We start from the raw sequence: 12442 nt of genomic DNA on the forward strand, positions 1-12442 counted from the left end.
CGCGAGGTTCGAGGATTCTTTCGTCTGGCTCATGGGAATTCCCGAACCTCTCCGTCGCTGGGTGTGGGCAGGGTCGGCGGGGATCAGCCCGCGTCGACCTGTGCCTGGATCTCGGTCAGGACATCCTGCGCGGACTTCGTCTGCAGCTGGCCGAACAGCGCCTTGAAGGCACCGTCGGTGGCCGACCACTTCTCGTTCGTCGACGGGTAGAACTGCGCGTCGGGCAGCACGTCGAGGAACGGCTTGAGGGCCTCCTCGCCGGCGAGCTGCTCGGCACCCGACTTGGTGACGGGCAGGAAGCCCTCGGCCTGCACCCACGGCACGTACACGTCTGCCGAGTAGTAGTAGTCGAAGAAGGCGGTGATCGCCTCCTGCTTGTCACCGTCGTTCTGGAACGCCATCAGCTGGTCCATGACGCCGAGGGTGAACGGCGAGCCGTCCTTGGTCGGGATCGGGACGATGGAGTAGTCGAGCTCGGGGTTGCCCTCCTCGATCTGGCCCACTGTCGGGGGCAGACCCACCTGCATGCCGATCTTGCCCTGGATGAAGATGTCCATCAGGGGCGAGCGCTGCGTCGAGCCGGGGTCGGCCTGCGTGGCGCCCGCGTCGATCATCTTCTTGATCTGCTCGGCACCTTCGAGGTTCTCGGGAGTGTCGATCGTGATCTCCGACGCGTCGCCGAACGATCCGCCGCCGCCCCACAGCCACACGGCCGCCTCGGCCTGCGCCTCTTCGGAGCCGAGCGGCATGCCGTAGCCGGCTACGCCGCCACCGAGTGCCGACACCTTGGTCGCAGCATCCAGCAGCTCGTCCCAGGTGGTCGGCGCCTCGACGCCGGCCTGCTCGAGGAGTGCGTTGTTGACGAACAGTGCGCGGGCCGACGCGATCAGCGGCAGGGCGTAGGCGGTGCCGTCGACCTCGGCGTTCGCGAGGAACGCGTCCTGGAAGTCGGAGTAGGTCTCCTCCGAGACCACGTCCTCGACCGGGTAGAGCAGTTCGTCGCCGACGAATCCGGCGAACGGGCCGCCGTTGTAGATGTCAGGGGCCTCGCCGGCCTGGATCTTGGTGGAGACGACCTTCTCGAGGTTGTCCCACGACTGCACCTCGAGGTCGACCGTGATGTCGGGGTTCTCCTTCTCGAATCCCTCGATCACGTCTTCCCACAGGCCCTTGGTGGCGTCGGAGTAGCTGGGGACGAGGAGGTTGAGTGTGGTCTCGCCCTCGGCGTCTCCGCCACCTCCGGTCGATCCGCCGAACCCGCACGAAGCGAGCGTGAGAGTGGCGGTTGCCGCCAGGGCAACGGCGCCGAATCGCAGTGACTTCTTCATGTGTATTGCATTCCTCACTGTGTGGGTGGTGCACAGTCGCAAGCACAACTCACGCGACGGTGCGTGTGATCGCCTTCCCTTGGCGGCTGGGCGATCGGTCAAGCCGGGTCGGCTCGGGTAACCCTCCATGGACCGGGTCGCCGGAGGGGCGGTGGAACTTGTTCGATTATTTGTCAGGAGAATAAACAAATCAAGAGGAACCTTGCGAGATTTCCTCGTGTCGAAATACTATGATCGAATTAGCATCCAAACAATCACAAACTTGCAACATCTGGTCCGGAGGCCGACATGACCGAACTTCTGCCCGGCGCACACATGCGCGAAGAACTGAATTCGCAGCCCGAGACCTGGGCTCGCGCCGCCGATCTTCGCGATGCACAGGCACTGCTGCCCGCATCCGGAGCCCGCATCGCCGTCGTCGGCTGCGGCACGTCGTGGTTCATGGCCCAGTCGTACGCGTTCCTGCGTGAGACCTCGGGTCAGGGTGAGACCGACGCGTTCGCGGCATCCGAGGCCTTCGTCGACCGCGGCTACGACGCCGTCGTCGCGCTGACGCGTTCCGGCACGACGACAGAGGTGCTCGAGCTGGTCGACCGCATCAAGGGTCGCGTCCCCACGATCGGCGTGATCGGTGACGAGACCTCGCCGCTCGTCTCTCTCGTCGACGAGGCCGTGCTGCTGCCCTTCGCCGACGAGCAGTCGGTCGTGCAGACCCGCTTCGCCACCACCGCCCTCGCGCTGTTCCGCGCCTCGCTCGGAGAAGACCTCACCGGCGCGATCGAGGATGCCGCCGCGGTGCTCGCAGCGGATTACGACGACGAGCTCCGCGACGCCGAGCAGTACTCGTTCCTCGGCCGTGGCTGGACCGTGGGCCTCGCCCACGAGGCCGCACTGAAGATGCGCGAATCGTCGCAGTCGTGGACAGAGTCGTACTCGTCGATGGAGTACCGCCACGGCCCGATCGCGATCGCCGCGCCCGGCCGAGTGACCTGGCAGTTCGGCGAAGCGCCCGAGGGTCTGGCCGTGCAGGTCGAGGCCACGGGTGCGCGTTTCGTGCAGCATCCGGTCGACCCCCTGGCCGACCTCGTGCGTGTGCACCGCGTGGCCCTCGACCGCGCCGTGGCCCGCGGACTCGACCCCGACCAGCCGCGCAACCTCACGCGATCCGTCATCCTGGATGCATGACCCGACCCACCCGCGGAGCAGTCGATGACCAGGCCTGAGGATGCGGAGCGCGTCTCCGATGTCGTGAGCGACGCGTCGGGCGAGAAGCTCGCCGCAGCGCGGACGATCGGCGCGGGCGTACCCGTGCTCGCGTTCGACGTCGGGGGCACCGATATCAAATCGGCGCTGTTCGACGCTGACGGCACTGCCCTCGGTCTGCGCCGCACGCCGACCCCTGTGGCCGACGGCGACCGCACCGGGGTGCTCATCGAGCGCCTCGGCCTGCTCGCCGCCGAACTGCAGGCCGATCACCCGGGCGTCGTGCCGCAGGCGGTCGGGCTGGTGGTGCCGGGGATCGTCGATGCGGATGCCGGACTCGGCGTCTTCGCCAGCAACCTCGGCTGGCACGACTCCCCGCTGCGTGATCTCGCCTCGGTGAAGCTCGGGCTCCCCGTGGCATTCGACCACGACGTGCGTGCGGCGAGCTGGGCGGAGCATCGGCTCGGCGGCGCTCGTGCCTACTCGAACTCGGTCGTGCTCGTCATCGGCACCGGCATCGCGGGCGCTCTGCTCGTGGGCGGAGAGCCCTACACGGCGGGCGGTTATGCGGGCGAGATCGGCCACTCGCCGATCGCCGACGGACCCGTGTGCGCCTGCGGTGCGCGTGGATGCCTCGAGATGGTGGCATCGGCCGGTGCCATCGCGCGCCGTTATCGCGAGGCGACGGGCATCACCCCCGACGGCGCGAAGGACGTGATCGCGCGAGCAGCGGCCGGCGACCGGATCGCCTCAGAGGTCTGGAATTCGGCACTCGATGCGCTGACGCTCTCGCTCGCTCAGCTCACTGCGGTCGTCGCACCAGAGGCCATCGTGATCGGCGGCGGCCTCTCCCGCGCGGGCGGAGCGCTCTTCGACGAACTGCGTGCCCGGCTGGCTGAGCGGCTCAGCTTCCACCGCATCCCCGAACTCGTTCCCGCCGAGCTTTCGGGCAACGCCGGCATCCTCGGCGCCGCGCTGCGGGCGAGGGAGCTCGCATGATCCTCACCGTCACCCCCAACCCAGCGCTCGACCTCACCTGGCACGTCGATCGACTCACTCTCGGCGAGACGCACAGAGCGGATGCCGGTGCCAGCCGTGCCGGCGGCAAAGGCCTCAACGTCGCGAGGGTCGCCCATGCCCAGGGCGCGTCGGTGCTCGCCGTCTCGACGGCCGGCGGACGCAGCGGTCTCGGACTCGCCGCCGAACTCGGATCGAGCGGTGTGCCGCACAGGCTCGTTCCGGTGGTCGGCGCCACGAGGCAGAGCATCGCGATCGTCGACCAGGAGCTCGGCGACACCACGATCGTCAACGAGCGCGGCGTGAACCCGTCCGACCCCGAGTGGGCGGCCCTGCTCGGCGAGGTCGTCGACGCCCTCCCCGGCGCACAGGTGCTGGTGATCTCGGGCAGCCTTCCGCCCGGGGCGCCCGAGACGCTGCTGCCCCTCCTCATCGGCACCGCTCGGGATGCGGGCGTGCCCGTGATCGTCGACACCTCGGGCCCCGCTCTGCTGCTCGCGGCGGATGCCGGAGCATCCGTCCTGAAGCCCAACGCCGCCGAGCTCGTCGAGGCGACCGGTCTCACCGACCCCGTCGAGGGTGCTCGCTCGCTCATCGAGCGCGGCGTCGATCTCGTGCTGCTGTCGCTCGGAGCCGACGGGATGCTCGCGGTCACGGCATCCGACGTGCTGCACGCGCGCCTCGACGCCCCGCTCGCCGGCAATCCGACCGGGGCGGGGGATGCCGCAGTGGCCGCCTGCGCGGTGCTCTGTGCCGACGGGATCCGCGACCCCGAGAAGATCCTTCGCCGCGCGACCGCCTGGTCTGCCGCCGCAGTGCTCATGCCGCTCGCCGGCGAGATCTCCGACGAGTGGGAGGCGCTCGAGCGCCGTCTCGTCGTCGCCCCCTTCACCCCCACCGTTCGAGAGGAACGTCTGTGACCCTGGTCTCCGCCCGCGAACTGGTGACGGATGCCGCGACACGCGGCACCGGCATCGGCGCGTTCAACGTGATCCACCTCGAGACCGCCGAGGGGCTGGTGCGTGCATCCGCCGAATCGGGGCTGCCGGTGATCCTGCAGATCTCGCAGAACTGCGCCGACTATCACGGTGGTCTCGAGCCGATCGCACTGGCGACTCTCGCGATCGCCCGACGGGCCGACACGCCCGTCGCGGTGCACCTCGATCATGCCGAGCGACCAGACCTCGTCGACGAGGCCATCGCCCTGGGCTTCGGCTCGGTCATGTTCGACGGCGGAGCACTGCCCTACGACGAGAACGTCGCGATCACCGCGGCCGTCGCCGAGCGCGCGCACGCCGCCGGCGTCTACATCGAGGGCGAGCTCGGAGAGGTCGGCGGCAAGGACGGAGCCCACGCGCCGGGAGTGCGCACCGACCCCGACGAGGCACGCGCGTTCGTCGCCGCGACCGGCGTCGACGCGCTCGCCGTGGCAGTGGGGTCGTCGCACGCGATGACCGCCCGCACGGCATCCCTCGACCTTGAGCTCATCGCCCGCCTGCGTGAGGCGCTGCCCGTGCCCCTCGTGCTGCACGGCTCATCGGGCGTCGCCGACGCCGTGATCGCGGACGCGGTGCGGGCGGGCATGACCAAGATCAACGTCTCGACGCACCTGAACGGTTTCTTCACACGGGCTGTCCGCTCGACGCTCGACGCCGACCAGAAGCTCGTCGATTCGCGTAAGTACCTGAGCCCGGCCCGTGACGCGCTCGCCGGAGAGGCCGCACGGATGCTGCGCCTGTTCGCCCTCGAGACCGCCGAGGTGGCGGGGTGAACTGCGCGCACCGGGCAGGATGGTGACATGAAGCGCGCCGCTCGCCTGAATGCGATCCTCGACCTCCTGGCCGCCGACGGCGAGGTCAACGTCGACGAGCTCGTCGAGCGTTTCGGAGCGTCGGCCGCCACCACCCGCCGCGACCTCGACTCGCTCGCGGAGCAGCGCCTGCTCACTCGCACGCACGGCGGTGCGGTCGCGCACTCCGTCGCCTACGAGCTGCCGATCCGCTACAAGAGCCACCAGCGCACGCAGCAGAAGGAGAGCATCGCGCAGGCAGCCGCTGCACTCGTCGCTCCCGGCATGGTGGTCGGGCTCTCCGGAGGAACCACCACCACGGCGATCGCGGCGGCGCTCGCCGCGAGGGACGACCTGGCGGCCGGCCCCGGCATCACGGTCGTCACCAACGCGGTGAACATCGCCGCGCAGCTCGCGACGCGCCCCGACATCAAGGTCGTCGTGACGGGCGGAGTGATCCACTCGCGCAGCTATGAACTCGTCGGCCCGTTCGTCGAGCAGTTGCTTCGAGGTGTGCGCCTCGACATCGCGTTCATCGGTGTCAACGGGATGGATGCCGACGCCGGCGCCACCACGCAGGATGAACGCGAGGCCGCCGTGAACCGGATGATGGCCGAGCGTGCGCGTCGTGCGGTGGTCGTCACCGACAGCAGCAAGCTCGGCACGGTGGCGTTCGCGGCCGTCGGCGGTGCGGAGCTGTTCCCCGTTCTCCTCACCGACGACGGTGCGGACGCCGCATCTCTCGCCGCCCTGCGCGCGGCCGGTTACGAGGTGCTGACGGCCTGATCACGCCGTCTCGTTCTCCTGCTGAACTCCTTGCGGGGATGCCGCGACCCCTCTCGCGACATCCCCGGAGCAGATGGTGTCCTGTCGTTCCCTCACACTCCCCAGTGCACGAGGGTTTCCCCAGTTCGACTGCGCCTCCCTCGCGCTTCGTTCCCGAAGCCCTTCGCGTGGCACCTTCTGCAGATAAGGAGCGAGGCGTCGAGGTTCTGATACATCGAGTGGAGAAAACTTTCAGAAGCCGCTTCCGTGGCACTGGAACGGGGCCGTCACCCCGGTGGACTCGGATGCCGCGGCCAGCGCGACGGCGGGCGCGACACCGTTCGCGAGCTCGGTGTGCACGGCTCCGAGAAGCTCGCAGGCGACGTCGTCCGGCACGATCACCGGGGCCGCGATCACGCACCGGGTGCCTGCGTGCAGCCAGACCCGGGTCATGCCCAGCGCCTCCTCGCCCCAGCGCACCGAAGACCGCCCGAGCTCGCAGGCCGACAGCACGACCGTGTCGGGAGCCCGCGGGATCAGGTCGACGTCGTAGCCGAACAGGGTGCCGTCGACGAGCTCGAAGCCCGAGAAGAGGGGGTTGTCGACCGCATGGCGTCCGTGCGCGGCGATATGCAGCACGTCGACACGCGTCGCGAGTTCGGTGACCGCCGAGACGCGGGCATCGTCACCCGTCAGGATCGTCGCGCCGCTCCAGGCCGCCGCCGCTCGGCGCACCTCCTCCTCGGCGCGCGCGACCCGGGGACCGGTCGCGAAGCCCGCCTGTCTCCTCGGCACGGAGGTGAGGCGCAGATCGGAGTCGTCGCCCAGCCAGCGCGAGACGGAGGTCGCGAGGGTGAACGGCGTGCCGGCCATTCCGGGGAGCATCGCCCAGGGGATGCCGCCGAGGATGCCGGGCACGGTGAGCGCAAGACGAACCGCCCCGCCCGTCGCCGCGCGTGCCGGCGCGAGGAGCGCGTCGTCGAGCAGACGCAGCCTCTCGTCGAGCGATCGTTGTACGACCGAAGCCATCGGGCCCGCGTGCGTGAGGGCTGCGACATCGAGATCGGCGCGCAGACCGTCGAGTGCGGCCTCGATGCGCGGCAGCGACAGCTCGACGATCGACGAACCGGATGCCGTCACCACGACGCACAGCAGCTCTTCGCGGGTGAACACGTAGGCGAGGATCGCCGTGTCGTCGCCGAGCCGCGCACGTGTTTCGAGAAGATTCAGACGCTCGCGGCTCTCACCGGCCCCGGTCGAGGACCACTGCCGGTCGCGCACCCGGTCGCGCAGCTCGCGCACTCGAGCGTCGGTCGTCCAGTCTGACCCTGCGAGGTCGGCGCGGAGCATCCGCAGCTCGGCGAGATCGGACGACAGCTCTGCGTCGTGCGGGGGACGCACGGGCGCGACCTGCTGGCTCAGATGCCTGGCGCGCTCCGACCACTCGAACAGCACCTCGGGGTCGCGCGATCGTGCTGCGGCGGCGAGCCCGGTGAACATCAGCTCGGTGCCGTGCATCGCCAGCGACGCCTGCAGGTCGAGAGCGCCGAACGACAGCTGCCAGGCGGTGAGCAGGTCGAGACCCTCCGCGGCGAATCGGCGGGCGTCGGCATCCCTGCCCGCGGCGGAGGCTCTCGCGGCGCGCACTTCATGGGCCCGCAGTCGCAGCGGAGTCGGGGCGTCGGCGGTGAGCCGCGGCATCCGTCCGCCGTCGGCCAGCCGTGCCGTCAGCGACAGGGCTGCGGCCTCGGTGCGGAAACCTCCCCGAGTGAGCGCTGCGGCGGTGCGCGTGAAGTCCTCGGCCACGGGCGGCGTGGTCGGGCGGGCGCGCAGCCGGGCTTCGAGGCGCACGGCCTCGGCGCGAGCGGCCCAGCCTTCGCTTCCCAGAGCTGTGAATCGGCGGGATGCCGTCGCGGCGGCGCGCTCGGCGGCGGACGCGTCATGCCGCAGGAGCGATCGGGCGAGGTGGAACTCGGCCTCCCCACGAGCCTGCCGCATGCGCTGCGCACCGAACTGCGAGGCGACGGCGCCGAGCAGTTCCTCAGCTTCCGTCGTGAGGCCCGCATCGCGCAGCACCTCGGCGCGGTCGAGGTCGCTGATCGCTGCGGCGAGGTCGCTGGTGGCCGCGAGGATCGGGCGCGAGCTCGTCATCAGTCCCAGCGCGGTGACGAGATCGCCGCCCAGTAGCGCGGCGTAGCCGAGGTTGTGGCGCGCCTCGGCGAGCGGCTCCTGCTGGTCGTGCGCGTCGTAGGCGGCGACAGCGCGCTGAAGATCGGCGGTGCAGTCGTCGAGGCGGTGCCGCTGCATGCTGACGATCGCTCGGCTCATCAGCAGGTTCGCGCTCTCGATCGACCCGTCGTCGAGACCGTCGATCGCCCGCGTCAGGAACTCGTCCGCCTCATCGAGGCGCCCACCGTGCATGAGCAGGGTGCCGAGCTGTCCGTTCGCGAGGGCGACGGTCTCGGCGCTGAGCCCCGGTCGCGACAGTGCCTCGCGCGACAGCCGTTCGGCTTCGGCGGGCTCGCCGGTCTGCGCGAGCACATACGCCAGCGTTCCGTCGATGCGAGCGCGCAGGTCGTCGTCGTCAGTGCGGGCGGATGCCGCGGCCAGAGCGCGCCGCGCCTGAGCGAACCGTCGGGAGTTGGCCGCGTCGACGCCGCGCCGGTGCAGCTCGCGCGCAGACAGGGGCATCCAACCAGAATGCCGGTCGATTCGGTCTCAGGGAAGGTCTGCGACCGCATCCGAGGTTCTTTCCGCCGGTCGGGGCTGGGCGGCGGGAGCAAGCGCCAGTTCTTCGAGTGCCTGACGACGGGCTTCACTTAGGATCGGCCTCATGTCAGACAGCGCCCCACGCCCGCTCCGAACTGCCCTCCTCTGGGTCCTGGAGCTCGTCGTCGCAACGGCGGCGTGGGGCACCGTCTGGATGCGCCAACTTGGAGCACCAGGGTGTGGGCAGACTTGTGATGGCACTCTTCTCTACGCCACTATCGACGCGTTCGCTGGGGTGTGTGTCGTGGTCGTCGCCGCATCCGGAGCGATCTCGTTGCTCTTCGGGCGGCAACGATCGATGTCATTCGTCCCCATGATCGGGATTGCCCTGATAGTGATCGGAGCGTTTGTCGCGCACGCCCTGTGCAGTCAGGCGCTGGCCCCTTGATCCGCAGCCAGTCCAGCGCGAAGCGCTATCGCTTCCTGCGACATTCCACGGGACGCCGGGCTGCATAGAGCCAGACCCCCTTTCACCTACCCTCGCTCGACCGGGGTCGGCAGCGTCTTGAGCACGGCGGCGACGGCCTTGGCCGCAGCATCCGCCTTCACCCCCTGCGGAGGCACGGTGCCGAGCTGCGCCGCGATGCGACCCGCGACGTACGGGGCGGCGAACGACGTGCCGCTCCAGATCGCGAAACCACCGCGGTAGTCGTCGGGGTCGATCGTCTCGCGACGCAGTCCGTCGACGTCGGCCCTCGTGGTCGCCTGCTCGCCGCCGACGAACGCCGGTGAGGTGCTCACCACCGCAGCACCCGGCGCATACACCTGCACCCAGGGGCCGACGTTGGAGAACAGCGCGACCGAGCGGGCCGAGGGGTTGAGGGCGCCGACCGAGACGTGCGGGGCGTCCGTGTCCCGAGGGATGCCGTTGTCGGCACCGGGCCACGGCCAGAGGGATGCCGGGAACGACGGTCGATCGATCGCGTCGTTGCCCGCCGAGCACACGACCACGCATCCGAGCTCCCGTGCCGTGGTGAGCAGCGCGTTGAGAGTCTTGCTGAACTGACCGTCCACCGGAGTCTCGTGGTAGTACCCGAGCGACAGATTCAGGACGTCGATCGGATGCCCGGTCTTCGGATCCTCCCTGTGGCGACGCAGCAGCTCGACCACCTGCGCGACCGTCGTCAGGAACGTGCTCTCATCGATCACACCGAGAGCGCCGGCCATGCGGATCGACAGGATGTCGGCCTCCGGAGCCGTCTGCCGGATGATGCCGGCGATGAAGGTGCCGTGACCCGCGACCGCGTCGATCTCGCCGTCGAGCTGTCCATAGAGATCGGGGTAGCGCTCGGGATCCGCGTCGTCTGTCCGCCCCACCGGCACGCCGTCGAGCTCGATGTGCCGGGTGACGATGTCGTCGGGCAGCCAGTCGTGTACGCCGCATCCGGTGTCGAGCACCGCCACCACCGGGCGACGGCCGCGTTTCGGAGCGGCGGTGCGCTGGGGTGCGGGGCCGAGCCAGGCGACCGGCTGTCGTGCGCCGCGGCCTGGCTCGAGGTAGTCGTCGCTGCCTCCGGCGCCTCCTCCTGCTCCACGCACCGGGTTGGTGCGGCTGAACGGGTTGGTGCGGCTGAAGGGATTGGTGCGGCTGAACGGATTGAGCCCGACGGGATCGATCGACAGCACGTGCTCGAGGCTGGTCCGGGGCATCGGCGTTCCCGAACTGCGTCGCGCGCGCTGCAGCACGCGCCAGGCATCGGGTGGCACCGGCGATTCGCCGCGGGTGGGTTCGTCGGGGGTCGTCAGGTGGGCCCGGAGGAAACCGGGCACTCCCGGCAGCAGCGGGTCTGCGGCGCGGAGCGCATCCGGAGATTCGATGTCGAGGTTCCAGCCGAACGATCCGGCGGCTTCGCGCAGCTCGCGAATCTCCCGGTCGTACGCCTCCTGACCGGTGTCCTGATCCTGCGTGATCAGCAGACGCTCCTGCAGATATGCGGTCGGGAACGCGCGGACGCCGTCGACAGGCTCGACGGACGGATCCAGGGCCGTCCCTCGACGGATCGACCCTTCCGCTCGGTCCTGCCAGCTCCACCCCTTGGGCTGCTCCATCGTCGGTCCTCTCCTCGCGGGCGGACCCGCGTCCTGTGCGGGCGGGCCCGCGATCTATGCGGGGAATCCTGCGAGGTGCGGGACTGGCCCTGCGATGTGTGCGGGCGAGCCCGCGGTGTGAGCGGGTCGCCCCGCGGTGGATCACAACTCGAACTGCGGGGTCGACAGGGTTCGCTGCTCGTCGCCGACCGTCGTGGTGAGGCGCACGAGCGTCAGCCCGTCGGGCACATCGTCGAACACGAAACGACCCGTGTCGCTCGCGGTCGTGGTGCGGGTCCGCTCGCCCTGAGCGAGCTCGATCAGTCCGGCGGCCGTGTCGACCCAGCCGTCGATGCGATGCGCGCCGCTCGCCGTGCCCGTGACGTGTAGGAGGATGCTCGTGGTGCCGTCGCTGAACTGCAGCGTCAGCGCGTCCGCGTCTCCGCGCACCGCCCCGAGCGGCTGCTCGACGAGGGTCAGCAGCGCGTACTCGGCCGACAGGCCCTCGGTCGCGACCGCCGCGATCATGCGATCGATCAGCGCCGCGGGCATCGGATCGACGTCGCGCCACAGCGACCGCAGGTGCGCGAAGAGCTCGGCATCCTCGTGGTTGTCGCCGCCGTTGTTGCCGTCGTTCTCGCTCATGAGGCGCCTCCCGGCTGTGGTGTCGGGGCATCGAGCAGGTCGCGCAGCTTCGCCAGGCAGCGTTGTCGCGTCGGGCCGATGCTGCCCACGGCCATTCCGAGGTCGGCGGCGAGCCGGGCGTAGTCCGGTCGTTCCTCGAACGCGATCACGCGCAGCAGACGCTGACACCTCTCGGCGAGACGCTGTACTGCAGACCAGAGTCGGCGGTTCTCGTCGCCGGTCGCGGCATGGTCTTCGGCGGAGGCCTGCTCGGGCAGCAGTGCGTCGAGAGCATCCGCCTCAGTCGTGTCGAGTCGGTTGTGGGCCTTGCCCGCGCGCCAGGCCTCGCGGCGAGCGGTGGTCGTCAGCCAGGCCGAGACGGCCTTCGGATCGGTGATCGATCGGTGTCCGCGCACGAGCTGCAACCAGGTCGTCTGGATCACATCTTCGGCGAGCGTCCGCTCGAGACCGTAGGCGCGCACGACATGCCAGAGCACAGGCGTCATCAGCCGCACGAGGTCGTCCATCGCGCGGCTGTCGCCGTCCCGCCATGCGTCGAAGAAGTCGGCGGCTCGCCTCCAGCGTGCCGCGCCGTCGTCCGGTGCAGGATCGAGGGCGGCGCCGTCGGGTGCGCCGTCGATCATGAGTCCCATTGTGATCACACCAGTAAGGAGCACGGCAAGGGTTCGGTGATACATGGACTCGGTCGGTTTCCCGGAATATCGGTGGGATTGAGTCCGAGGGTCATCTCAAGTGCCGTCTGCAGGACCGATGAGCGTCTGCGGGAACAGGGCTGCGGTCTGGTCCTGCAGGCGTGCGGTGGTCCTGCAAACGGTGGATGAGAGACGGCGGGAGACGGATACCGGGAGACGGATGCCGGGAGACGGATGCCGGGTGACGGGGTGGCCGGGGATTCGTG

General features: G+C 69.8%; 10 protein-coding genes. 5 read left to right on the forward strand and 5 right to left on the reverse strand.

Annotated elements, in window-relative coordinates:
- Window positions 1-83: 83 nt before the first annotated feature.
- Window positions 84-1328, reverse strand: a complete 1245-nt coding sequence (locus RQG77_RS05560; RefSeq protein ID WP_311243835.1) for an extracellular solute-binding protein — start codon at window positions 1326-1328, stop codon at window positions 84-86.
- A 288-nt stretch (window positions 1329-1616) separates the two neighbouring features.
- On the opposite strand from RQG77_RS05560, the gene RQG77_RS05565 reads away from it, so the two are divergent.
- From RQG77_RS05565 to RQG77_RS05585, 5 genes are read left to right on the forward strand one after another with little or no spacing between them, the layout of a single operon-like run.
- Window positions 1617-2513 carry a sugar isomerase gene (locus tag RQG77_RS05565; RefSeq protein WP_311243836.1) on the forward strand — a complete coding sequence of 299 codons (897 nt, stop codon included), beginning with the start codon at window positions 1617-1619 and terminating at the stop codon, window positions 2511-2513.
- A 24-nt stretch (window positions 2514-2537) separates the two neighbouring features.
- Window positions 2538-3530, forward strand: a complete 993-nt coding sequence (locus RQG77_RS05570) for an ROK family protein (RefSeq protein WP_311243837.1) — start codon at window positions 2538-2540, stop codon at window positions 3528-3530.
- Window positions 3527-4468: a 1-phosphofructokinase family hexose kinase gene (locus tag RQG77_RS05575; RefSeq protein ID WP_311243838.1), complete on the forward strand. Its 942-nt coding sequence runs from the start codon at window positions 3527-3529 to the stop codon at window positions 4466-4468. Before RQG77_RS05570 ends, RQG77_RS05575 begins: the two co-directional genes overlap by 4 nt.
- Window positions 4465-5319 (forward strand): class II fructose-bisphosphate aldolase, encoded by an 855-nt coding sequence (locus RQG77_RS05580; protein WP_311243839.1) that lies wholly within the window; start codon window positions 4465-4467, stop codon window positions 5317-5319. The genes RQG77_RS05575 and RQG77_RS05580 overlap by 4 nt, the downstream gene beginning before the upstream one ends.
- A 27-nt stretch (window positions 5320-5346) precedes the next feature.
- Complete coding sequence (locus tag RQG77_RS05585; RefSeq protein ID WP_311243840.1) at window positions 5347-6123, forward strand: DeoR/GlpR family DNA-binding transcription regulator; 777 nt, start codon at window positions 5347-5349, stop codon at window positions 6121-6123.
- A gap of 231 nt (window positions 6124-6354) precedes the next feature.
- On the opposite strand, the gene RQG77_RS05590 is transcribed toward RQG77_RS05585, so the two are convergent.
- From RQG77_RS05590 to RQG77_RS05605, 4 genes are all read right to left on the reverse strand, one after another.
- A complete protein-coding gene (locus tag RQG77_RS05590; protein ID WP_311243841.1) occupies window positions 6355-8793 on the reverse strand; it encodes a CHAT domain-containing protein in 2439 nt (812 codons plus the stop codon).
- Window positions 8794-9345: 552 nt separating this feature from the next.
- The gene (locus RQG77_RS05595) at window positions 9346-10920 is read right to left on the reverse strand and encodes a S8/S53 family peptidase (protein WP_311243842.1); all 1575 of its coding nucleotides are present in this window, start codon (window positions 10918-10920) and stop codon (window positions 9346-9348) included.
- A gap of 141 nt (window positions 10921-11061) precedes the next feature.
- Window positions 11062-11544 (reverse strand): hypothetical protein, encoded by a 483-nt coding sequence (locus RQG77_RS05600; protein WP_311243843.1) that lies wholly within the window; start codon window positions 11542-11544, stop codon window positions 11062-11064.
- A complete protein-coding gene (locus RQG77_RS05605; protein WP_311243844.1) occupies window positions 11541-12167 on the reverse strand; it encodes a sigma-70 family RNA polymerase sigma factor in 627 nt (208 codons plus the stop codon). Before RQG77_RS05605 ends, RQG77_RS05600 begins: the two co-directional genes overlap by 4 nt.
- Window positions 12168-12442: the final 275 nt, after the last annotated feature.

This window comes from Microbacterium sp. WCS2018Hpa-23 (genome assembly GCF_031843845.1).
In the GTDB taxonomy this organism is placed as follows: Bacteria; Actinomycetota; Actinomycetes; order Actinomycetales; family Microbacteriaceae; genus Microbacterium.

Bases quoted from the DNA above. Each gene is read 5' to 3' on its own strand.
- RQG77_RS05560 (WP_311243835.1), bottom strand. From the start codon at position 1,328: ATGAAGAAGTCACTGCGATTCGGCGCCGTTGCCCTGGCGGCAACCGCC.
- RQG77_RS05565 (WP_311243836.1), top strand. From the start codon at position 1,617: ATGACCGAACTTCTGCCCGGCGCACACATGCGCGAAGAACTGAATTCG.
- RQG77_RS05570 (WP_311243837.1), top strand. From the start codon at position 2,538: ATGACCAGGCCTGAGGATGCGGAGCGCGTCTCCGATGTCGTGAGCGAC.
- RQG77_RS05575 (WP_311243838.1), top strand. From the start codon at position 3,527: ATGATCCTCACCGTCACCCCCAACCCAGCGCTCGACCTCACCTGGCAC.
- RQG77_RS05585 (WP_311243840.1), top strand. From the start codon at position 5,347: ATGAAGCGCGCCGCTCGCCTGAATGCGATCCTCGACCTCCTGGCCGCC.
- RQG77_RS05590 (WP_311243841.1), bottom strand. From the start codon at position 8,793: ATGCCCCTGTCTGCGCGCGAGCTGCACCGGCGCGGCGTCGACGCGGCC.
- RQG77_RS05595 (WP_311243842.1), bottom strand. From the start codon at position 10,920: ATGGAGCAGCCCAAGGGGTGGAGCTGGCAGGACCGAGCGGAAGGGTCG.
- RQG77_RS05600 (WP_311243843.1), bottom strand. From the start codon at position 11,544: ATGAGCGAGAACGACGGCAACAACGGCGGCGACAACCACGAGGATGCC.
- RQG77_RS05605 (WP_311243844.1), bottom strand. From the start codon at position 12,167: ATGATCGACGGCGCACCCGACGGCGCCGCCCTCGATCCTGCACCGGAC.